Origin of the sequence: Winogradskyella forsetii (assembly GCF_013394595.1) — a bacterium.
GTDB classification, from domain to species: domain Bacteria; phylum Bacteroidota; class Bacteroidia; order Flavobacteriales; family Flavobacteriaceae; genus Winogradskyella; species Winogradskyella forsetii.
Genome location: NZ_CP053348.1, coordinates 988,038 through 1,009,896, shown reverse-complemented (window position 1 = coordinate 1,009,896; position 21,859 = coordinate 988,038). Strand labels below are relative to the sequence as shown.

Below are 21,859 nucleotides of genomic sequence, written 5' to 3'. Positions count from 1 at the left end.
CAACTGTTCGCTTTTGATACACTTCTTGTTCATTATCGAACACCTTACTCCGATCGTAATGAATTAACAGGATTAGCATTGGCAGCCTGTAGTGTCTTTGCGCTTATAACCAATAGTGCAAAGAAAATCATTGCAAAACCACTCACTAAAAAGACCCAGAAACTAATAGTGGTTTTGTATGCGAAATTTTGTAACCAACTATTAATTCCAAACCAAGCTAAAGGTGCAGCGACTATAAAAGCTATCGCCACAAGCACTAGAAACTCCTTGCATAATAAGGCATTGATTTGCAATAAAGATGCCCCCAAAACTTTGCGAACTCCAATTTCTTTAACGCGTCTGTTTGTAGTATAAATTACGAGGCCCAGCAAACCTAAACAGCTTATTAAAATTGACAATCCTGTTGCCCAACTTAAGAGCTTTGAAACTTTTCGCTCGCGGTTATAAAAATTCTGAATGGTTTCATCCAAAAACTCCAATCTATAATCATCTGTTTCTGTATAAACCGATTTGTAAGCATTCTCAATTTTTGAAAGCGTCGCTTTTAAATCTTCTGAAGAGGCATTTTGGAAGGCAATATGAATGGCTTGAAATTGACTCCAATCTGGCCGATTCCAATCGCCTCTTAATGCCATAGGCTTTATCTCACTCCTTAACGACCGTTGATGAAAATCTGCCATCACTCCTACAATAGGAATAGTCTCATTACTAAGTTGTACCGTTTTCCCTATCGCTTCATCTGGGTTGGCAAACCCTAAGTTTCTTAAACACTTTTCATTAATCACTAATTCTTTAATGGTATCATTTCGTAAGGTCCGACCTGCAAGAATATTCAGATCAAATAATTCTGAATACATAGCATCTCCAAAAATAAACTGTAGCTCTGAGTTGACCTCTTTCTCTCCATTCCGATAAGTTACGGTTGTGCTGTTCGTATTTAGAGAGGCTGGTGCAACTCCGCCAATACTTATTTTTTTGAGTTCGGGAATGGTTTTTAACTTTTGTACATAAATCTCTTTTTTTGAAATTTCACGTTCACCTCTCGGGCTATATACAGAAACGATAGCATCGGTTTTAAAACCCATATCCTTGCTTAATAAATAATTAATCTGTTGACCAACCAATAAGGTGGCGATAATGAACATCTGGGCAATACTAAACTGAAATACGGTTAAAAACTTACGTAGTTTTATTTTTTTATCTCCAACCGATAAATGGTTTTTTAACACCGAAACTGTATTAAATTTTGACAGTACCAATGCGGGATAAAATCCTGAAAGAAACGTTACCACCATCAGTAAAATGAGAATACCTAAAATTATAAGTGGAGATTTAAATAACTCGAAACCTAAGCCTTCTGGCACAAAATCTGAAAACACAGCAATTAACCATTTTGAAAGAACCAATGACAACACGGCTGATGTTAAAACCAATAAAAATGTTTCTCCCATAAATTGACCTATAAGTTGTTTTCTAGAGCTCCCTAAAGTTTTACGAATACCAATTTCTTTAGCGCGTTGAGATGCTTGTGCTGTGTTTAGATTTATAAAGTTGATACATCCTAAAACCAAAAGAAATAATGCAACCAAAGCTAAACTTGTTAATAACGATTTGCTTGCTTGTCCTTTACTCCAATCGTAAATGCCATAGTTTTCGTTGAAATGGATATCGCTAAGAGGTTGTAATTTAAATTGCTGTTTATAGCCATATTTTTTTGAATCATCACTGCGATGTGTTTCAGCCAAATCATCAAATCGTTTCTGAACTGCATTCAAATCTGCGGAAGGCGATACTTTTACAAAAAGCTGGGAGTCTGAATTTGTATTCTCCCATTGTTTGTTCAACACATTTTCCCTTAATCGTGTTTGCAAAAGGGTAGGACGGGAAATAAACTCTTCGAAAACGAAATCGGTTCGCTCTTTAAAGTTTTCTACAATACCAGAGACAGTAACATTGAGGGAATCATTATATACCAGCGTTTTTCCTACGATGTCGGTAGGAAGCATATTGGGAAAATAATCTGCAGCGCGCTTTTCTGTTAATACGACATTATTTGGATTTGATAACACATGAGACGCATCACCTGCCAAAAACTTATATTTAAACATTTTGAAATAGTCTTGAGTAGTGAAAATGACAAAATTGGGCCATTTAAACTCGAGGTCATTCGCTTTGTTTTCAACCTTCATCGGTCGTTCTACATAAAAGCCATTGACAATTTCAAAATTTAAATTGTCTTTGATAGCATCTTCTAAAGCTAGTGTAACTCCTGGATTATAGCCGATTCCTTCTGGATCACTAAAATCAGAAACCACTCTATAGATTCGGTCACCATCCTCATGAAAGGTATCGAAAGTTGCATCATAATAAATCATTAAACCGATAACGAATGAAGCACTTAAACCAATGGTAAGACCAACTATGTTGATTAGAGAAAACACTTTGTGCTTCATTAAGTTCCTCCAAGCGATTTTAAAATAATTCCTAACCATGATTGTTCATTTTTTTGATTGATAGACAATTTATTCTGTTCTAAGCGATTTTACAGGATTAGATGTTGCTGCTTTGATTGTTTTCCCAGCGATTGTTAGTATCGCTATTAGTACTGCAATGCAACCAGCCATAAGAAATATCCAGATATTGAGATCAATACGGTAGGCATAATTTTGTAACCACTTACTCATAGCCCACCAAGCAATGGGTGTTGCTATAAGAAAAGCAATGGCAACCAATTTTATAAAATCCTTGGTGAGCAATACTGTGATAGCCGAAACACTTGCGCCTACAATCTTACGAATACCAATTTCCTTACGACGTTGTGCCACAACCAACAATGACATCGCAAAAAGACCAATACAACTTAGTATAATAGCTAAAATGGAACCACTTCCAATCATCGTTGCCATGGTGCGCTCATTACGTAGTGTACGATCTATATTTTCATTTAAAAAAGAGCCTTGGAATTCTGCATTGGGTTCTATAGTTGCCCATGCTGCTTTTACATCATCGTAGGACTGCTGTAAATTTTGTGGTATAACTTTCACGTAGGCATTTCGTAAATTTGAGTTAGAAGACGGAAATAATGTTAAAGGCTCAATATTCTGGTCTAGTTCTTTAAAATTAAAATCTTTAATAACCCCTACAATCGAAAAAAATTTGTCGTCCAGATCTATTTTTGAAGCTAATATGTCGTCCTCATTCAGTTGTTTTGCCATGGATTCATTAATGATGATAGACAGGCTATCACTTACAAGGTTTTTGCGAAATGAACGCCCTTCAATTACATTCAAATCCAAGGTTTCAATATAATCTCCATCTACAACCAACATATGCGTATCGACTCCTCGTCCTTTGTAGTCAAATCCTAGAATACTTGTAGAACGCGAGCCGTCTTTGCCAACACCCAAAATATTATTAGACGCCGTAATGCTTACAATATTCGTTTTATCTTGAAGAGAATTTCTAAGTAATTCCAGAGCTTGTTGGTCGTTTCGTTTACCATTTAACGGAAAAGCGATGACTTGATCTTTATTGAATCCTAAATCTTTGGTGCGCATAAACTCTACCTGATTCCAAAGTACAAGCGTGCCACTAATAAGTAATATGGCAATACCAAATTGCAAAACCATTAAACTATTACGTAAGTAGTTCTTTCCGTTGATTTCTAATTTACCCTTTAAACTTTGAAGTGTTCCAAGGCGACTCATCAATACGGCAGGATAACCTCCTGCAATCAAAGTAATAAGAGCAACAGCCAAAACTATCACAATCAATAAAGAAGGATTCGACAACGTCGTAAATGAGGCTTTGGTTCTAAACAACGTTTGAAAAGAAGGTAACAGTAACGCAGCCGTAAAAACTCCCAAACCTATTGACACTAAAAATACCAAAGCACTTTCACCCCAAAACTGAAAAAATAATTGTTTGTTATTTGCGCCTAGGGTTTTTCGCATGCCTATTTCGCGCAATCTTTGGTCGCTTTTCGCAATGCTCATATTTACAAAATTGACACAAGCGATAAATAGAATTAAAACTGCAATACCTAAAATCAAATAAGGCATGGTGCGATTTACCGTAACTGGCCCTTGATTAAAATTAGCAAATCTAATATCTGCTAATGGTAAAAGTTTAACTTGCCTGTAATTACCATCACCATTAGGCTGAATTCCATCGCGCTTAGCATTGTCAATCTCGTTTTTATAATGTAGTTCGGTGAAATTTGTGGTGTTCTTTTCAAACTGTTCAGGATTCACTCCTTCTGCCAGTTGCATATACACTTCATGATTTTCAACATCCCAACGACCAATGCCTCTAGCATAAGCATGTTGCCCTTGACTTTTGAAATTTAAAACCATATCAAAGCCCATGGAACTGGTCTCTGGAAAATCTTCAATTATAGCAGAAACCGTAAAGGGGACCATTTCTTCATCCCTTAAAATAGAGACAGTTTGTCCAACAGCATTTTCGTCTCCAAATATGCGTTTTGAAGCAAGTTTGGTCAATGCAATTGAAGATTCTGAAGTTATTGGGTTTTGTTGATCTCCTTCGATTATAGGAAAACTAAACATCTCAAAAAAATCAGGATCAACATAGGCACAACTCATACTAAATTGTTTATTGTCATAAGTCAATAATGCATTTGATCCATTATATCGTGTTATTTTCTCGACTCCTGTTGTCTCATCTTTTAGTGCTGCTGCAAAAGGTTCAGATTTTGAAGTATTAGCTTCAATTCCATTTGGCGAACTATCTTCTGAATATACCTGATAGAGATGATCTCCATGCTGATGAAATTTGTCAAAAGACAATTGAAATACAGCATACATAGCCAATAAAATAGCGACTCCAAATGCAGCTGTAAGCCCTAAAATATTAAGTGAAGTAAACGTTCTATTTTTCCAAAGATTTCTAATCGCTATTTTGAAATAATTTCTAAACATGATGGTTCGTTTTTTGATACTGAAACAAGTTCAGCACAGGTTGATGATGATTTATTCTGTACGCAATGATTTTACAGGATTTGCTGAAGCCGCCTTAATCGCTTGAATACTTACCGTAACCAATGTAATAATCAAGGCTCCAAAACAGGCAATAGCAAACACATCCCAAGTCACAGATGTTCGGTAGCTGAATTTTTGTAACCACGTCCCCATTATATAATAGGCAATTGGAGAAGCAACTAACAAAGCTATTACCACGAGAGTGATGAAATCTTTTGATAGTAATAACCATAGCTGACTAATAGATGCTCCCAGTACTTTTCGAACACCGATTTCCTTAGTCCGCTGTTCAGCTACAAACGATGCCAATCCAAACAGCCCTAAACAACTAATAAAAATAGCAAGCGCCGTAAATACTCTAGCCAAACTCGCTATGCGCTCTTCAGCTTTGAATTTCGCACCATATTCTTCATCCACAAATTGATAATCGAAAGGTGTATTTGGGAAGTTCTTTTTAAAAACAGCTTCGATAAGTGCTAAATTTTCAGCGGTACTTTTTTCTGGATTAAGCCTTACATTATAAAAAGCTGTATTATCATCGAAATCAAAAACATACATGGCTTGTTTTACGGGACTGTAAGGCGATTGGATAACCATATCTTCAACAACACCGACTATTTTTAATGGTGGACTAGGATCTTCTGTATCAGAATCTCTTATATAAGTTCCAATAGGGTTTTTAAGATTCATGTATTTCACTGCTGTTTCGTTAAGAATTACGGCATTGGAATCTGTTGCAAATTCCCTAGAAAACCCACGGCCAGCTATGAGCTTTAATCCTAATGTTTCTACAAATTCATAAGACACTGTAGTATGCGCTAAATCCTCCTGAAAACCTGGAGGTTTACCTTCCCAAGTATAACCAGACCTATTGGACCATACACTGGTCATTGGTGCACTTGTACCAGCCATTTCCATAGCACCTCCTGAGGCTATAAATTGATTACGCATAAGATCTCTTTTCCCAATAAACTCATTGCTCATTACGGGTATTTGAATAAGCCCTTCTTTATTATAACCTACTGGTCGATCTTTAGAAAATTGAATTTGATTCATTACCACCAAAGTTCCTATAATCAATGCCACGGAAACCGTAAATTGAGCAACAACCAATATTTTTCGAGGTAATGAAGAAAAACGACCAGATTTAAATGTGCCCTTTAAAACGGCTACAGGATTAAAAGAAGATAAGTATAATGCAGGATAACTCCCAGCCAAAAATGCAGTTACCATAACAAAGACTACTGAAATTAACCAAAATTGAATATCGGTCCATGGAAAAACAATGGCTTTGCTAGCTAGATTATTAAAGCCATTTAAAAAGAGCAACACGATTCCCAAAGCAACTATAAACGAAAGTAAAACGATTAAAAATGACTCGCTTAAAAATTGAAAAATCAGTTGACTACGTTGTGAGCCAATAGACTTTCTAATTCCAACTTCTATCGCACGTTTTTCTGAACGTGCTGTACTTAAATTTACAAAATTGATACATGCCAATAATAGAATAAACAAGCCGATAACACCAAATAACCATACGTTTTCTATACGTCCACCAGATTGCACACCATTTTCAAAATCACTTCTCAAGTACCAATCTTTCATTGGTAATAAAAATAATTGCGGGTTGAATTCAGCTGTTTCTGAAGAGGCATTTTTCTTTACATCAATTATCTTGGCAGTAACGCTTTCCATCGTTGTATTTTCATTGATCTGCACAAACAATTGAAACGAGTTATTGTCCCAAGAGTCTTTAGACCATTCTAACCATGGTTGCGTGGTTACATAATGTTTCCATGGAATGATATACTTCATGTCACTAAACGAATTATTAGCCGGTATGTCTCTGTAAATGGCTGTGACTGCTAAATCATCTTCGTTATTTACTTTTACTATTTTGCCTAGAGCAGTCTGATTACCAAATAAAGATTTTGCGGTAGATACAGATAGCATGATTGAATTCTTTTCTTTAAGACCATTTTTTTCGCCAGCAATGATATCTAGATTCAACATGTCAGGTGCTCCCTCCTGCATGGCGTTTCCTGTTCTGTAAATGTTGGTTTCCCCAAATTTCAAGTATCTAGGTTGCTCCCAAGAAGTCATTATAATATGCTTAAAATTATCCGGATAATCTTGGCGTAGAGCAAACTCTAATGGTCTTGGAATAGCAGGACCAGTTCCTATATCATTATTAATCGTTTGACTTTGGAACACTTGAGCTATAGTCCCTCTATTTTCAAAATGATTATTAAAACTTAACTCGTCGGCAATCCATAAACCTATGAGTATCGTTGCTGCCATGCCAATTGCCAATCCAGAAATATTGATAAATGAATACACCTTATTTTTAATAAGATTTCTGAACGCTATTTTGAAATAATTTTTAAGCATAGTTTCTATATTTTACTGTTCGCCTTGTGCTGAATTTATTTCAGCACCTGATTGATATTTGGCTTCAACACTTCAGTATAGCTGATTAGGCTAGTTGGTTATTATACTGAAGTGCTTTCGGCCTGATTGATTGACTTTGACACTATTGATTTGGATTTTTCTTTCCTACATGATTTTTAAAGCTTTGGAGGATAGTATTAGTGTTCGTTTTTTGATGGATTTGAATTGATATTTCAGACCTTTCAGGTTTTGAAAACCTGAAAGGTCTTAGCTCGTTTCAACTACGCTAAAATGTTCTCTGTCACTTTCTGTCCATCTAACATTCTAATGATTCTGTGACTGTATTTGGCATCATGTTCACTGTGTGTGACCATAATTATGGTTGTTCCTGCTTCGTTCAGGTCTATTAATAAATCCATGACCTCGTTTCCATTGGTACTATCCAGATTACCAGTGGGCTCATCTGCCAAAATTAATTTTGGATTATTAACCACAGCTCTCGCCACAGCCACACGTTGTTGTTGTCCACCAGATAATTGCTGTGGAAAGTGATTACGACGATGCATGATTTGCATTTTTTCCAATACGGCTTCCACTTGTTTTTTGCGTTCTGCTGGTTTTACACCTGTATAGATTAATGGTAATTCTACGTTTTCGAAAACGGTAAGCTCATCAATGAGGTTGAAGCTTTGGAATACAAAACCTATGTTGTGTTTGCGCAATTCTGAACGTTTACGCTCATTGTAACCTGCGACCTCCACACCGTTAAACATAAAACTGCCGGCATCCGGATCATCCAATAAGCCCAAGATGTTCAGCAAAGTGGATTTTCCACAACCTGAAGGTCCCATAATGGCAACAAATTCACCTTCTTTAACTCCGAAGGACAGTTTGTTTAAGGCAATAGTTTGTACTTCTTCGGTCTTATAAAATTTCTCTAAGTCCTTAATTTGTATCATTGTGTTCGTTTTTTTATTGATTGTGTATTGACTTTTAGTCTTTAATGTTTATGTTACTATGTCAGTCTGAGCGCAATCGAAGACCTTATAAAATCTAGTTTCAAAAGTATTTCGATTGCGATCAATGTGACATTACTTTCATTTCAAAATAAGTTCTTCGGTATCTCCAAAGGAATCGTAACTTGAGGTCACCACTTTATCACCAGGATTTAAACCGTCTAAAACTTCATAATATTCTGTATTCTGACTTCCTAACCTGATATTTACTTTATAAGCGGTATCACCATCTTCACTGACTTTAAAAATCCAGTTACCTCCTGTTTTTTGAAAAAAGCCTCCTTTTGCCACTAGTAAGGCCTCTTTCTCAGCGCTCAAAGCTACACGAATCTGTAAATTCTGACCTCTTCTGATACCTTCTGGAACATCGCCTTCAAATTTCATATCGACTTGAAAACGACCATTGGTTACTTGCGTGAATACTTTCTTGATTTCTAAAGTGTAGGTTTTATTATTTAAGGTGAACGTTCCTCTTTGACCGTTATAAATTCTTGAAATATAATGCTCATCGATATCAACTCTTACTTTATAACCACTGGTCACATCTACTTGCCCTAAACGTGTACCTTTATTTATAGACTGTCCGATTTCGGCATCTAGGGATGTCAATTGCCCATCAATAGGAGCCCTAACCACTAAATCCCCTACTTTTTTGCGCATCAATTCCAAAGCACTTTGTGTTCTGGCGTAAGAATTTTTTGCTTGGTTCACTTCCAGTTTTGATGAAATTGAATCTTCAGACAAGACCTGTTCTGCTAATTTCATACGTTCTTTTTGATACTCGAAATTATTCTCAGACGACTCATAATCCATTCTGCCGATGGCTCCTTTTTCATATAGGCGCTTGTTCAAATTGTAAACACGTTCTGCTTCGATTAAACTGTTTTCAACATCCGTAAATTGATTTTGTCTATTAATGGTATTTTGACGAGCGGCATTCTGGGAAATCTGCATTTGGGTCAATAAGTTGTAAACAGAGGTTTCTTGATTCACTAAGCTCAACTCCAAATCCGTATTAGATAATCGTAGAATGGGTTCTCCCTTTTTTAATAAAGCGCCATCTTCTACAAACTTCTCCTCTACACGTCCACCTTCTAAAGCATCCAAATAGATTGTAGTAATAGGAAGAACGATTCCGTTAACAGGAATATTCTCTTGAAAGACATCTTTTGAAACTGTGTTGATGGAAATACGCTCCTTTTCTACATTCAATTTAGAACCGCCCGAAGTCTCAAAAATAACATATAAGATTAAAGCTACGATTGCCAAAACACCTAAAGCCAATCCTATCTTTTGATTTGAAAATTTCTTCTTTTTAATTGGAACGTCCATTGTTTATTTTTGATTTATACTGTTTATATAGTTAAGAATATGCCAAAGAATTAAACAACTTAAAATCAATGTTTTATACTTGTTTTAAAACGTAAAGGTGTCCGATTTTGATACACTTATTGTTCAGAAACGCACACTTTCCAAAATATCAGTTTTTTAATTTTATAAAAAAATGTTTTGCGAACACGTGTCAAATTAAAATAATTTACACGTATATAAATTCTATTTCGTAATTTTGTAAGTAACAACTTATCTATATATAATTATGAACACAAAGTTGACCTTGACCATACAGAGAGAAATCATTGAAAGAGCAAAAACTTATGCGAAGGAAAAAAATCGTAGTTTATCCGATATTATCGAAAACTATTTGAAATCACTGACCAAAGAAGAACAAAAGCAAAAACGTAGCAAACTAAATCCAGTAGTAGAATCATTAAAAGGGTCTTTTAAAATGCCAAAGGATATGGATTACAAAAAAGAACTTAAAGAGCGTTTAGAAAAAAAATACTTGTAAATGGATCATATTCTAATAGATACAGATGTTTTACTTGATTTCTTTTTTGACCGAAAACCGAATGCAGACTTTTCAGCAGAAATCCTTAATCGCTGTGCAGAAAAGGAACTGAAAGGCTATACAACTCCAGCAATTATTTCTAACGTTTATTATCTGCTACGAAAAACAGCAAAGCACACTATTATAGTGGAGAAATTAAAACAACTTCTCAACATTATTGAGATTGTTAAAATGGATAAACGTGCTGTTTTAAACGCACTAAATTCTGAATTTAAAGATTTTGAAGATGCACTGCAAAATTTTTCAGCTATGGAAAATGGAGATATAAAGATTATTCTAACACGAAATTTGAAAGACTTTAAAAAGAGTGAATTGGCTATTTTTACACCTGAAACCTATTTAAAAGGAAAAGCAGCTAATTGACGTTGCAGTTAATTACTTTTGAGTTTTAATAATAAAGAAGCTTTACAAACAAAATGGTATTAAAAAACGCTACAATATTAGTTATTGATGATGATGTTGATGTTTTAACAGCATTGCGATTATTATTAAAGCCACTCGTTAAAGACGTTGTAACTGAAAAGAATCCGAGTAATATTTCCGCGCAAATAGAACGCACTAATTATGACATCGTCATATTAGACATGAACTTCAATGGTTTGGTCAATACTGGGAATGAAGGTATTTTTTGGTTAAATAAAATCCAGAAACAAAAACCTGAAACCGCCGTGATATTAATGACAGCTTATGCAGACATTGATTTGGCAATACGAGGATTAAAAGAGGGCGCTTCAGATTTTTTAATGAAGCCTTGGAAAAATGAAAAAATCGTTGAAACCATTACTACCATTCTAAGCCATAAAAAATCAACTAATTCTAAAAAAGAACCGCTCAATTCAAATTCTGCTGAAATCATTGGTGACAGTGACGTTATGAACGACGTCTTTGTAAAGCTTAAAAAAGTAGCGCCTACCGATGCTAATGTTTTAGTGCTTGGCGAAAACGGTACAGGAAAAGATTTAATTGCTAGAGCACTTCATGATAACTCCAACCGAAAAGACAAGCCTTTTATAAAAGTTGATGTTGGTGCACTTACGGCATCTCTTTTTGAAAGTGAATTGTTCGGTTATAAAAAAGGCGCTTTTACAGATGCCAGAGAGGATCGCAAAGGTCGATTTGAAGCTGCAAATGGTGGCACATTATTTCTTGATGAAATTGGGAATATCAGTTTAGGCCAACAAGTGAGATTATTAACCGTTCTTCAGAATAGACAAGTCACGCCTTTAGGCTCCAATGAATCTATTCCGATTGATATTCGGTTGATTTGCGCTACTAATATTGACCCGAAAACATTAGCAGATGAAAAGAAGTTCAGGAAAGATTTAATTTATAGAATTAACACGGTTGATATTATTGTTCCTCCGCTACGAGATCGTGGCACCGACATTACCGAATTAGCGCATCATTTTGTATCGGTTTATGCCGAAAAATATAATAAGAACCCTTTTACGTTTGATTCTGGATTTATTTCAAAATTAAAACAACATGACTTCCCAGGGAATGTAAGAGAACTTCAATATGTTTTAGAACGTGCCGTAATTATGACGGATGGTTCAGTTCTAAAACCTGATGATTTGGTATTCTCATCCATTGAACGTTCAACTTCAACAACAAGTCTTGAAACTAAAAGTTTAAATTTAGACGACTTAGAAAAAAATGCAATTCTAACCGTTTTAGAAAAAAACAAAGGCAATGTTTCTAAATCTGCCAAAGAACTCGGCATCACTAGAGCAGCTTTATATAGACGATTAGAAAAGCATGAACTATAGAACGTACATCCTTAAACTTTTTTTTAGAATTATACTTCTTGTTGGAGCTATCTTAGGTCTTATTTATACTATTTATATTGATCAAACAGCCTATTCCATTTTAATTGGAATCCTATTACTTTATTTAATAAGTAACACTTACACTTTTGTAAAAAGACGATTTGTAGCCATGGACGATTTTTTCGAAGCCGTAAAATATCGTGATTTCTCAAGATGGTTTCCTGAAGATAGAGGCCCAAAAGATATTCGTTTTCTCTATACAGGTTTTAATGAGATTAATAGAACCATTAAAGAAATCAACTCGCAAAACGAAGCACAATATGTGTATTTGCAGAAGATTCTGGAAATGGTAGATATTGGAATTATCGCTTATAATTTAGAATCTGGAGATGTACTGTGGAGCAATGAGCCTTTTGGCGAAATATTGGATGTACCATCATTTAAAAACATTAGGTTTATTGAAAACAGGAAACCAGAATTATTCAACACCATCTTTGAAACTTATCACAGGGAGCCCGATTCTATTTCGATTGCCCTTCAGAATGAAAGTATAAAAATCTTAATTTCGGATACCGTTTTTCAAGTTAAAGAAGATGCTTTTAAATTGATCGTAATTCAGGATATTGATAATACCTTGAATAAAAACGAATCGGAATCCTGGAAGAAGTTATTAAGCGTGATGACCCATGAAATCATGAATTCCATTACACCGATTTCATCTTTGGCAGATACACTTCAGCAAAACCTGCAACTAGCGATTGAGCATCCTGAAGAAACCCGATTGGAATTGGAGGATTTAAATGCTGGTGTAAAAACAATTAAAAACCGAAGTGAAGGGCTTTTAAAATTTGCTAAAACCTACAGGAGTTTGAGTAAAGTAACACAGCTCAATTTACAACGTGTTAAAATTGAGGATTTGTTCAATAATATCCAACGCCTTATGGAACCCTCTATAAAGTCAAAAAATATTGATATTGAATTCAATATTACATCTCCAAAATTAGAGTTGGATATTGACACGCACCTTATCGAACAAGTTTTAATCAATCTTATTTTAAATGCAGTTGACGCCTGCAAAAACAAAGACGAGGCAAAAATTAAAGTACAAGCCTCTCAAAATCCAAATAGAGATATTATTATTAAAGTTTACGACAATGGCTCTGGGATTCCATCAGATATTCTAGAAAGCATCTTTGTACCTTTCTTTACCAGCAAAACTACCGGAAGTGGCATTGGCTTAAGTCTTTGTAAGCAAATTATGCTGCTTCACAAAGGACGCATTATTGTAAAAAGTATTGAAGGAGAAGGATCTGTTTTTAGTTTGGTGTTTTAACAGAAATAGATTGCAATAAATTACTCAAAATATATTCCTTCAGTAGTAAAAGAAAATGTTTTATTACCTAATCCACCAATCATAACAGCTTGAAATAAAGGATTCAGTTTTTTATCACCATACCATTCAATTACAAAATTAGCACCAGATCCTCCACTATTATCTGCCTCAGAAACTACATATTCTATGGTCTCAAAAGTATTAACATATATCGGAGATTCAAGATACTTCTCAACCAATTTTCCTTCCGTATTAAAATAATCGATACGCGTAATGAACAAAGTATCCGTTTCACTTGTATTATGAATACTTAATGTTGAAGTTAATGATGTCCTGTCATTTCGAGTCCGTTGATAAATATTGGAATAAACTGGTACATAGACTTTTTTTATGGCTTTATCAGTTTTATTGAAGGTCACCCGTTTATCTATAATATGATCCTTTCCTGTCATTTTTGGATCATTATTAGGTGCCTTTTTTTCACAAGCAAACGTGACTATAAATAATAATAATAATAATGTGAAGAATTTAATCCGTTTCATAATTTAGCCCTTATAAAGTGTCATTTCGGTATTGGTCATTTGATCAAATATAAAATAGTTTATACTTCAAATGTAATAATATTTAATACACCTATTGCAACTTCAAAGACCTTAAAACCGTTTGAATTCAAGTCTTAAAGATCTTAAATGAAATAAACATCGTCAGCCTCAGTTCTTAAAATTCCCAATCCCTGCTTCCAACCAAGCGCTATAATTCTCCGCATCTGGTGTATAGCCCACAGGTTCAATTAGATTTTCTTCGTTATGATCCATCAAAACATAATAAGGTTGTGTATTGGTTTTATACTTAATAGTTTGCATCTCGCTCCATTTTTGACCTTTGTTTCTAAGTTTTTTTCCTGGTCGTAATTTAGAATCTGGTGCTTCGCCTTCTGGAAAATCAATTTTTTCATCAACATAAAGTGAAATAAGAACCACGTCATTTTTAAGTTTAGACAATACATTGGGCTCAACCCAAACATTCTGTTCCATTTTACGGCAATTAACACAAGCCCAACCCGTAAAATCCAGCATGACTGGCTTTCCAACTTCTTTTGCATATGCCAAGCCTTTATCATAGTCGTTAAACGCTAAAATATCGTGTGGTGCTAATAAGTGGGCGCCTTCGGGTAAATCTGCAAGACTGATTGTACTTTCTCCACCTGTCTTTGCATTCCCTACGCCGTAAGGCGATTCACTGTAATCCAATGGTGGCGGAAATGCACTTATTAAATTTAATGGCGCTCCCCAGAGTCCTGGAATCATATAAACAGTAAAGGACAAACTTAACAAGCCTAATAATAAACGACCTACAGAAATGTGTTTTAATGGCGAATCGTGAGGCAATTGGATTTTACCTAAAAGGTATAAGGACAACGCACCAAAAATGGCAATCCATATAGCGATGAACACTTCACGTTCTAAAAAATGTAACTGCAATACTAAATCTGCCTGTGAAAGGAATTTAAAAGCAAATGCCAATTCCAAAAACCCTAAAACAACTTTTACTGTATTTAACCAACCGCCAGATTTAGGTAAAGAATTTAACCAACCCGGAAATGCTGCAAATAAGCCAAATGGTAATGCTAAGGCTAAGGAAAAACCTAACATACCAATCATTGGCGCTAGGCCTCCTGTTGTTGCAGATAGAACTATAATGTTCCCCACAAAAGGTCCCGTACAAGAAAACGAGACAATAGCCAATGCCAAAGCCATAAAAAATATTCCAGTATAACCGCCTTTATCTGCTTTTCTATCAATTTTATTTGCCCAAGAGTTCGGCAGCATAATTTCGAATGCTCCCAAAAATGAAACCGCAAAAATTACTAGAATCACAAAAAATATTAAATTGAAAGCAACACCAGTGGAAAATTCATTTATAGCACTTGCTCCAAAAATGGCCACCACTCCAGTTCCTAAAATCACATAAATAACTATAATGCACAAACCATAGATTAAAGCATTTTTAATTCCTTGTGATTTGGTCTTACTTTGTTTTGTAAAAAAGCTAACTGTCATTGGAATTAAAGGAAAAACGCAAGGTGTAAAAAGCGCAATAAATCCTGCTCCTAATCCCAAAATAAATATGGTCCATAGTCCCTCATTTTTTTCTTCTTTAGGTTCGGAATAACTGTAAGTATCTTTTGAGGCTGAAACGCTTTTAGTTAAATCATATTCCAAATCTACATAAGTAGGCGCTAAACAGCGTTCATCATCACAGGCCATAAAGCTAACTTCAGATGAAACAGAAGTGGTGCTTTTATCTAAAACTTTAACTTTTTGTCTGAACTCAGCCGAATTCTTAAAGAACTTAATCTTCATTTCGAAGACTTTATCCATCACCTCTTTGCCTTTTTCTTCAGTGGTTTCTCCGACTAACTCAACACCATCTTCAATGGTGTATTCAAATCCAGTTGGTATTGGACCACCTTCAGGTACTTTTTGGGAATACAACTTCCACCCTTCATCAATGGATGCTTTTGAGACCAAAACGTATTCAGAATCACTAATTTTTTCGACTGAGGTATTCCATTTTACAGGTTCAAATATTTTGGATTCCGAATTCCTAAAACTCTCAGCTTTATCTTCTGAATCAGCTTCAATGACTTTCGTCGGCTTCAAATTAAATTTGAGGTCAACATAAGTTGGCGGTAAACATTTTTCGTCATCACAGACCATAAATTCCACTTCCCCTTCAACAATAGATAATTCCTTAGTTAAAACCTTAATGCGCTGTCTAAACTCGGCCTTGTTCTCAAAAAACTTAATTTTCATTTCAAAAACCGGATCGTCAACGACATGTCCTTCATCTTCAGAGGTTTGGCCAATCAGCTCAAAATCTGCATTGGTTGTATAAGAAAATCCCGTAGCAATTGGACCACCTTCTGGTACCACTTGCGAATACAAATGCCAGCCAGAATCGATTGTGGCCGTAGAAATTAAATCGTATTCAGTATCAGATACCTTTTCAACTTTAGTTTCCCATTTTACAGGATCAAAAACTTGGGCAAACAAATTGAATGAAAAAGAAAACGCCAAAAGGCAGAGCAGAAGTACTTTTTTAAAGTTCATATACAGGAGGTTAATTTGCAAATGTAACAGAAGCGTTTCTGTTATTTATTTACAGTGGTCTAATTTATAAAAACCTTAAGAATTTAGGAAGAGAATTATGGCAATAAAAGCTAATAAACCTCTGGGCAAGTGTTAGACCCCTGAAAATTGACCCAAAGGTCGAGATTATAAAACCTAGTCACGCTGAAAAAGTGGGATGAGTTTAACTAACGGTTTTGTATGCATTGCTTCGCAACTTTTCAATACAGAGTTTCACTCATAAAAAAAACCGAACACTAGGTTCGGTTTAAAATTATAAGTTAAGATTTAACTTTAATATCTAGTTTATCGGAATGTTTCCATTTGGAAATTCCTCCTTCGAGGTCGTATATTTTTTCGAATCCAGCGTCTTTCATCTTTTTAGCACACTTGGCACTTCGTCCGCCAGATTTACAATACAAAATAACAGGTTTCTTTTTATCGAGTTTAGAAATGTCTTCCTCAAACGTTGGAGACATAAAATCTATATTCTGAGCATTCGCTATATGAATTTCATCATGTTCCTCTGGCGTGCGCACATCAACCAACTGCACGTCGTCTAATTCTAAAATAGACTGCATTTCCTCAGCTGTGACCAGTTTTACTTCTGAGTTGTCTAGCTTACTATCGATACAACTTACATTAAAGCAAAATGCTGTCATCAGACAACAGATTAACAAAACTTTTTTCATTCCCCTACTAACCTTCCCTTAAGGAAGGACTTTTTATTAAATTATACCATAGTCAGATAATAGACACAAATTCCATCACTTTTTTATCAACTATTATTCCTGATTGGCAACCTCACCTTGCCATTCCATAAAACCACCTTTTAAATTATAGGCATTATCAAAACCTAATTGGTTCATTATTCCACAGGCCTGACCACTTCTCCCTCCAGATCTGCAATACACATAATAGTTTTTGGTCTTGTCCAACTCCTCTAGTTCATCAACAAAAGCTTGACCTTTATAAATATCTAAATGAATTGCATTAGGAATCATACCTTCATCAACTTCTTCCTGTGTTCTAACATCCAAAACAACTGCATTAGTATCTTTTTCTAGTTGTTTTGCCCAATCGTCTTGTGATAAATTTGCCATTATATGTATTTAAATTTTATGCAAAATTAACATTTCCTTGTGATATAGACGAAAAAAAATCCGAAGTGTTACACAACGGATTCATTTTTTAACAGTTTATCCTGAACTTGATTCAAGAACTCAGGGTTATTTTACTTCATTATGGGTTAATTAAACCTTTATAGAACAACCAATTGCTCTCGTCTCTTTCACTTTAACCTCTTCGCCATTTAAAAGAGCATCTACGGCATCTTCTACATACGTCTCTTTCACGGCGTCTTCGTCCTTATAATTATCGTCTATAGCTCCAATATATTTTACCACATTACCTTTATCTGTTTTTTGCAACACATACATGTGAGGCGTTTTCGTTGCGCCATATTGTGGATAAACCTTCTGATCTTTGTCCATTAAGTATGGAAACGTGAAACCTTTTTCTTCAGCTCTTGTTTTCATGGCTTCCATATTGTCGCCAGGTTTAACCTCAGTGTTATTTGGCATAATAGCTATTACAGGAAAACCCTTGGCGGCATATTTTTTATTTAAAGCTTCTATTCTGTCTTCGTAAGCAACGGCATAAGGACAAGTATTGCAGGTAAAAGTAATAATGAAGCCTTTTGCGTCTTCGTAATCCGATAAGGATACCATGTTACCATCAATATTCTCAAGTTTAAAGTCTGTGGCTGTCTCACCAACTTTGTAACCTTGGGCATTTATAGCCAAAGTAGAGCATGTTAAGATCAAAGTAATTGCTAATAATTTTAGTGTTTTCATCTTTTTTATTTTTAAAAATTGTTTGTTAATGCTGAATATCTACCTGTCAGCAGACAGGAATTTAAGCAATTCGGTTTCTAATTCGTCTTGTGTAAATGATTTTTCGTAAAACTGTCGTTTGTCTCCCATATATATAATAGTTGCAGGTATTGCTCCCGACCAATTTTCATCGATTGCAGGAATCCATCTGTTTTGGTCCGTATCATCTAAAGCTACCACTTTAGATGTTATTGACTTCTTTTCTAAAAATGGCGTTAGTTTAGTATCGTAATCCTTAGGAAAATCTAAACTAACCAATAGCACTTCCACCCCTTTAGCTTTATAGGTTTCATTAACAGCTTCAAAATACGGTAGCTCTTTAACACAAGGTGCACACCAAGTGGCCCAAAAATTAACAACATGCACCTTATCGTCTTCCTTATTAATTAAAGGTTCTAAACCATCATAGTCATATACCTCAAATGGTCTATTAGTTTCTGGTTGCGCCATATTAGGTTCAACTTGATCTACCAATGAATTTTGATTTGACTCCTCTATAGCTTGGGATGACGTCTCATTTTTGCAAGACATTAATAATATTACAACTATGAGTGATAAATACTTCATGCTATAAATTTATCAATCAAAATGTTCAACTTTTAATTTTTAACAAAACATTAGTGATTACTTCAAATAAAAGGTATACATTTGTATATACAATTGTTGTATATGAAAGAGTTAGAAAAAAGATTACAAACAAATAAGGAATTACCGTTGCATAAAGCTACAGTAATCAATCTATTTTTTTCTCATAATTACATTAAAGATGCGTTATTACTAGAGTTAAAGCCTTACGATTTATCCTTAGAACAATTCAATGTATTAAGAATTTTAAGAGGTCAAAATAGTAACCCTATTAATTTACAAGACATACAAGAGCGTATGGTAAGTAAAATGAGTAACACTACCAGACTGGTTGATAAACTAATAAAAAAAGGGTTTGTTAAACGTACTATTTGTAAAGCGAATAGAAGAAAAGTAGAAATTTTAATTACAGATTTAGGTTTAAATACCTTGAAAATAATTGACCCTATTATAAATACCACTGAAGAAAACTTAACAAAAAACTTAACTCACGAAGAGTTAACGCAATTAAATAATCTTTTAATAAAACTTAAAAATCAATAATTATGAAAAACAGAAATTCTAAAATTGCAATGCTAATCGTATTAGCGCTATCATTTATGTCTTACACAGCAGTTTCAGACAAAATAGTTGATATTGAAAAAAGCTCGGTAACCTGGAAAGGCTATAAAGTTACGGGTCAGCACGAAGGAACAATTAATTTGGCTAGCGGCAAACTATCTTTTGACGGAGAAACACTTACAGGAGGAACATTTGTTATGGATATGACATCTATAAATACAACGGATTTAGAAGGTGAATACAAAGGTAAACTAGATGGTCATTTAAAATCTGCAGACTTTTTTGGTGTAGAAAAATTTCCTGTAGCAACCTTAGAATTTATAAACGTTTCTGGTAAAGATGGTGATTACAAAGTAAAAGCTAATTTAACTATAAAAGAAACTACTAAACCAGTAGAGTTTTCAATGACCGTAAATAAAAATTCAGCTAAAGCATCTTTAGAAATAGACCGGACAGAATATGATATTAAATATGGTTCTTCAAGCTTTTTTGATGGATTAAAAGATAAAGCTATATATGATAATTTCGACTTAATTGTCAATTTATCATTCTAATAATTAGCACCTAGATTAATTGCGATAAGTTCCTGTGGAGATCATAAATTTATCGAAACAGGAATTTTTTATGCATTTTAGTTTGAAATAAAACTTTTGATATCTATATTTGACGTTCAATGAAAATAAATACAAATCATACTTGGTGGTGGAATTTCTCAAACTTTCGTTAGTGAAATCATCCTTGTTATGTAATTATATAAAAAAAGGCTTGTCATTCACGACAAGCCTTTTTTAATTAAGCATACACTGAAACAAGATCAGCATAAACATGAAAACATTTAGTTTATATACACATTACAAAAAAATCTTAGCAGATACCATAACTCCTGTGAGCATCTATCTAAAAATCAGGGATAAATTCCCAAATAGTATTCTATTGGAAAGTAGTGACTATCATGCTAACGACAACAGTTTTTCTTATATCTGCTGTAATCCCATTGCTTCTATTAAGGTTGAAGGCGATACGATTTACCAAACCTATCCAGACGGAAGTTCTAAATCCAATTTTGTTGACACGGTTGGTGTGGTTGAAGAAATTCACAAATTCACTCAACGCTTTAAAGTCGATTCCAATGAAGAATTCAAATTTATCAACAATGGTATTTTTGGATATACCGCCTATGATGCTGTAAAGTATTTTGAAGATATTGAAATTTCGAAAAAGGAAAATTCCGTTACCATTCCTGAAATTTATTACGCTGTCTACCAAAACATAATTGCCATCAATCACTTTAAGAACGAAGCTTATATTTTTGCGCATTGTTTTGATACCGAAAATAACATTGATGAACTTCTTCAATTAATCCAAACCAGGCAATATGCCTCTTACGATTTTAAAAGGAAAGGAGACCTTGCATCCAATCTTACTGATGATGAGTATAAACAACATGTAGAATTGGCAAAAAAACATTGTGGAAGAGGCGATGTGTTTCAATTGGTATTGTCTAAAAGATTTTCGCAACAATTTAGTGGAGACGAATTTAATGTCTACAGGGCTTTGAGAAGCATCAACCCTTCACCATACCTGTTTTATTTCGATTATGGGAATTTTAAAATATTCGGGAGTTCGCCTGAAGCACAATTAGTGGTTAGCGATGGGAAAGCTGAAATCCACCCAATTGCAGGAACTTTTAAGCGAAGTGGTAACGACCTTAAAGACGCAGAACTCGCAGAACTATTAATAAAAGACAAAAAGGAAAATAGCGAACACGTAATGCTGGTAGATTTGGCACGAAACGATTTAAGCAGACACGGAAGCCAAGTTACGGTTGAGAATTATAGGGAAGTACAGTTTTTTTCCCATGTGATCCATTTGGTAAGTAAAGTGACAGGCACTATTCATAAAAATACGGATACGATGCAAGTTGTTGCCGATACATTTCCCGCAGGAACGTTGAGCGGCGCACCAAAGCATAAAGCCATGCAACTCATAGAAAAATATGAAAAAACAAGCAGAGGCTATTATGGTGGCGCCATTGGTTTTATGGATTTTAATGGTAATTTTAATCATGCGATTATGATTAGAACATTTTTGAGTCAGAATCACAAATTATTCTGGCAAGCAGGCGCTGGATTAGTAGCAAAATCAAATCCAGAAAGTGAATTGCAAGAAGTCTATAATAAACTCGGCGCGTTGACAAAGGCAATTGAACAGGCAGAGGAGATTTGAAAAATAGTTTTCAGTTGCTGTATTCAGTGCAAAGTTTTAAAAA

General features: G+C 34.7%; 18 protein-coding genes. 7 read left to right on the top strand and 11 right to left on the bottom strand.

Annotated features, from left to right (window positions below):
* Window positions 1-44: 44 nt before the first annotated feature.
* The 5 genes from HM987_RS04350 to HM987_RS04330 form a co-directional block, all read right to left on the bottom strand.
* Entirely contained in the window at window positions 45-2,453 is a 2,409-nt protein-coding gene (locus HM987_RS04350; RefSeq protein WP_306293657.1) for an ABC transporter permease, read from the bottom strand.
* A gap of 69 nt (window positions 2,454-2,522) precedes the next feature.
* Window positions 2,523-4,940, bottom strand: a complete 2,418-nt coding sequence (locus HM987_RS04345; protein WP_179005573.1) for an ABC transporter permease — start codon at window positions 4,938-4,940, stop codon at window positions 2,523-2,525.
* Window positions 4,941-4,991: 51 nt separating this feature from the next.
* Window positions 4,992-7,391 carry an ABC transporter permease gene (locus HM987_RS04340; protein ID WP_179005571.1) on the bottom strand — a complete coding sequence of 800 codons (2,400 nt, stop codon included), beginning with the start codon at window positions 7,389-7,391 and terminating at the stop codon, window positions 4,992-4,994.
* A 281-nt stretch (window positions 7,392-7,672) separates the two neighbouring features.
* Complete coding sequence (locus tag HM987_RS04335) at window positions 7,673-8,350, bottom strand: ABC transporter ATP-binding protein (RefSeq protein WP_179005569.1); 678 nt, start codon at window positions 8,348-8,350, stop codon at window positions 7,673-7,675.
* A 138-nt stretch (window positions 8,351-8,488) separates the two neighbouring features.
* Entirely contained in the window at window positions 8,489-9,739 is a 1,251-nt protein-coding gene (locus HM987_RS04330; protein WP_179005567.1) for an efflux RND transporter periplasmic adaptor subunit, read from the bottom strand.
* Between the two features lie 265 nt (window positions 9,740-10,004).
* Here HM987_RS04330 and HM987_RS04325 point away from each other — a divergent pair, with 265 nt between their 5' ends.
* From HM987_RS04325 to HM987_RS04310, 4 genes are read left to right on the top strand one after another with little or no spacing between them, the layout of a single operon-like run.
* A complete protein-coding gene (locus tag HM987_RS04325) occupies window positions 10,005-10,256 on the top strand; it encodes a DUF6364 family protein (protein ID WP_179005565.1) in 252 nt (83 codons plus the stop codon).
* On the top strand, window positions 10,257-10,679 hold the full coding sequence (locus tag HM987_RS04320; protein ID WP_179005563.1) for a type II toxin-antitoxin system VapC family toxin: 423 nt from the start codon (window positions 10,257-10,259) through the stop codon (window positions 10,677-10,679).
* Between the two features lie 53 nt (window positions 10,680-10,732).
* The gene (locus HM987_RS04315; protein WP_179005561.1) at window positions 10,733-12,085 is read left to right on the top strand and encodes a sigma-54-dependent transcriptional regulator; all 1,353 of its coding nucleotides are present in this window, start codon (window positions 10,733-10,735) and stop codon (window positions 12,083-12,085) included.
* Window positions 12,075-13,418 carry a sensor histidine kinase gene (locus HM987_RS04310; protein ID WP_179005559.1) on the top strand — a complete coding sequence of 448 codons (1,344 nt, stop codon included), beginning with the start codon at window positions 12,075-12,077 and terminating at the stop codon, window positions 13,416-13,418. Before HM987_RS04315 ends, HM987_RS04310 begins: the two co-directional genes overlap by 11 nt.
* Window positions 13,419-13,438: 20 nt before the next feature.
* Here HM987_RS04310 and HM987_RS04305 read toward each other — a convergent pair whose 3' ends face one another.
* The 6 genes from HM987_RS04305 to HM987_RS04280 all read right to left on the bottom strand — a co-directional run bounded on the left by HM987_RS04305 (window position 13,439) and on the right by HM987_RS04280 (window position 19,011).
* Window positions 13,439-13,960: a DUF3124 domain-containing protein gene (locus HM987_RS04305; RefSeq protein ID WP_179005557.1), complete on the bottom strand. Its 522-nt coding sequence runs from the start codon at window positions 13,958-13,960 to the stop codon at window positions 13,439-13,441.
* Between the two features lie 168 nt (window positions 13,961-14,128).
* Window positions 14,129-16,531, bottom strand: a complete 2,403-nt coding sequence (locus HM987_RS04300) for a protein-disulfide reductase DsbD family protein (protein ID WP_229724589.1) — start codon at window positions 16,529-16,531, stop codon at window positions 14,129-14,131.
* 299 nt (window positions 16,532-16,830) lie between these two features.
* Window positions 16,831-17,211 (bottom strand): rhodanese-like domain-containing protein, encoded by a 381-nt coding sequence (locus HM987_RS04295; RefSeq protein ID WP_229724587.1) that lies wholly within the window; start codon window positions 17,209-17,211, stop codon window positions 16,831-16,833.
* A gap of 123 nt (window positions 17,212-17,334) precedes the next feature.
* On the bottom strand, window positions 17,335-17,652 hold the full coding sequence (locus HM987_RS04290) for a rhodanese-like domain-containing protein (RefSeq protein WP_179005553.1): 318 nt from the start codon (window positions 17,650-17,652) through the stop codon (window positions 17,335-17,337).
* Window positions 17,653-17,802: 150 nt separating this feature from the next.
* Window positions 17,803-18,405 (bottom strand): thioredoxin family protein, encoded by a 603-nt coding sequence (locus tag HM987_RS04285; protein WP_179005551.1) that lies wholly within the window; start codon window positions 18,403-18,405, stop codon window positions 17,803-17,805.
* A 39-nt stretch (window positions 18,406-18,444) separates the two neighbouring features.
* The gene (locus tag HM987_RS04280; RefSeq protein ID WP_179005549.1) at window positions 18,445-19,011 is read right to left on the bottom strand and encodes a TlpA family protein disulfide reductase; all 567 of its coding nucleotides are present in this window, start codon (window positions 19,009-19,011) and stop codon (window positions 18,445-18,447) included.
* 102 nt (window positions 19,012-19,113) lie between these two features.
* Between HM987_RS04280 and HM987_RS04275 the strand changes: the two genes are divergently transcribed.
* The 3 genes from HM987_RS04275 to HM987_RS04265 all read left to right on the top strand — a co-directional run bounded on the left by HM987_RS04275 (window position 19,114) and on the right by HM987_RS04265 (window position 21,816).
* Complete coding sequence (locus HM987_RS04275; protein ID WP_179005548.1) at window positions 19,114-19,572, top strand: MarR family winged helix-turn-helix transcriptional regulator; 459 nt, start codon at window positions 19,114-19,116, stop codon at window positions 19,570-19,572.
* A gap of 2 nt (window positions 19,573-19,574) precedes the next feature.
* Window positions 19,575-20,144 carry a YceI family protein gene (locus tag HM987_RS04270; protein ID WP_179005546.1) on the top strand — a complete coding sequence of 190 codons (570 nt, stop codon included), beginning with the start codon at window positions 19,575-19,577 and terminating at the stop codon, window positions 20,142-20,144.
* A gap of 271 nt (window positions 20,145-20,415) precedes the next feature.
* On the top strand, window positions 20,416-21,816 hold the full coding sequence (locus HM987_RS04265) for an anthranilate synthase component I family protein (protein WP_179005544.1): 1,401 nt from the start codon (window positions 20,416-20,418) through the stop codon (window positions 21,814-21,816).
* Window positions 21,817-21,859: the final 43 nt, after the last annotated feature.

Excerpts from the sequence above, each read along its gene's own strand:
- HM987_RS04350 (WP_306293657.1), bottom strand. The coding sequence starts at position 2,453 with ATGAAGCACAAAGTGTTTTCTCTAATCAACATAGTTGGTCTTACCATT.
- HM987_RS04345 (WP_179005573.1), bottom strand. The coding sequence starts at position 4,940 with ATGTTTAGAAATTATTTCAAAATAGCGATTAGAAATCTTTGGAAAAAT.
- HM987_RS04340 (WP_179005571.1), bottom strand. The coding sequence starts at position 7,391 with ATGCTTAAAAATTATTTCAAAATAGCGTTCAGAAATCTTATTAAAAAT.
- HM987_RS04335 (WP_179005569.1), bottom strand. The coding sequence starts at position 8,350 with ATGATACAAATTAAGGACTTAGAGAAATTTTATAAGACCGAAGAAGTA.
- HM987_RS04330 (WP_179005567.1), bottom strand. The coding sequence starts at position 9,739 with ATGGACGTTCCAATTAAAAAGAAGAAATTTTCAAATCAAAAGATAGGA.
- HM987_RS04325 (WP_179005565.1), top strand. The coding sequence starts at position 10,005 with ATGAACACAAAGTTGACCTTGACCATACAGAGAGAAATCATTGAAAGA.
- HM987_RS04320 (WP_179005563.1), top strand. The coding sequence starts at position 10,257 with ATGGATCATATTCTAATAGATACAGATGTTTTACTTGATTTCTTTTTT.
- HM987_RS04315 (WP_179005561.1), top strand. The coding sequence starts at position 10,733 with ATGGTATTAAAAAACGCTACAATATTAGTTATTGATGATGATGTTGAT.
- HM987_RS04310 (WP_179005559.1), top strand. The coding sequence starts at position 12,075 with ATGAACTATAGAACGTACATCCTTAAACTTTTTTTTAGAATTATACTT.
- HM987_RS04305 (WP_179005557.1), bottom strand. The coding sequence starts at position 13,960 with ATGAAACGGATTAAATTCTTCACATTATTATTATTATTATTTATAGTC.
- HM987_RS04300 (WP_229724589.1), bottom strand. The coding sequence starts at position 16,531 with ATGAACTTTAAAAAAGTACTTCTGCTCTGCCTTTTGGCGTTTTCTTTT.
- HM987_RS04295 (WP_229724587.1), bottom strand. The coding sequence starts at position 17,211 with ATGACAGCATTTTGCTTTAATGTAAGTTGTATCGATAGTAAGCTAGAC.
- HM987_RS04290 (WP_179005553.1), bottom strand. The coding sequence starts at position 17,652 with ATGGCAAATTTATCACAAGACGATTGGGCAAAACAACTAGAAAAAGAT.
- HM987_RS04285 (WP_179005551.1), bottom strand. The coding sequence starts at position 18,405 with ATGAAAACACTAAAATTATTAGCAATTACTTTGATCTTAACATGCTCT.
- HM987_RS04280 (WP_179005549.1), bottom strand. The coding sequence starts at position 19,011 with ATGAAGTATTTATCACTCATAGTTGTAATATTATTAATGTCTTGCAAA.
- HM987_RS04275 (WP_179005548.1), top strand. The coding sequence starts at position 19,114 with ATGAAAGAGTTAGAAAAAAGATTACAAACAAATAAGGAATTACCGTTG.
- HM987_RS04270 (WP_179005546.1), top strand. The coding sequence starts at position 19,575 with ATGAAAAACAGAAATTCTAAAATTGCAATGCTAATCGTATTAGCGCTA.
- HM987_RS04265 (WP_179005544.1), top strand. The coding sequence starts at position 20,416 with ATGAAAACATTTAGTTTATATACACATTACAAAAAAATCTTAGCAGAT.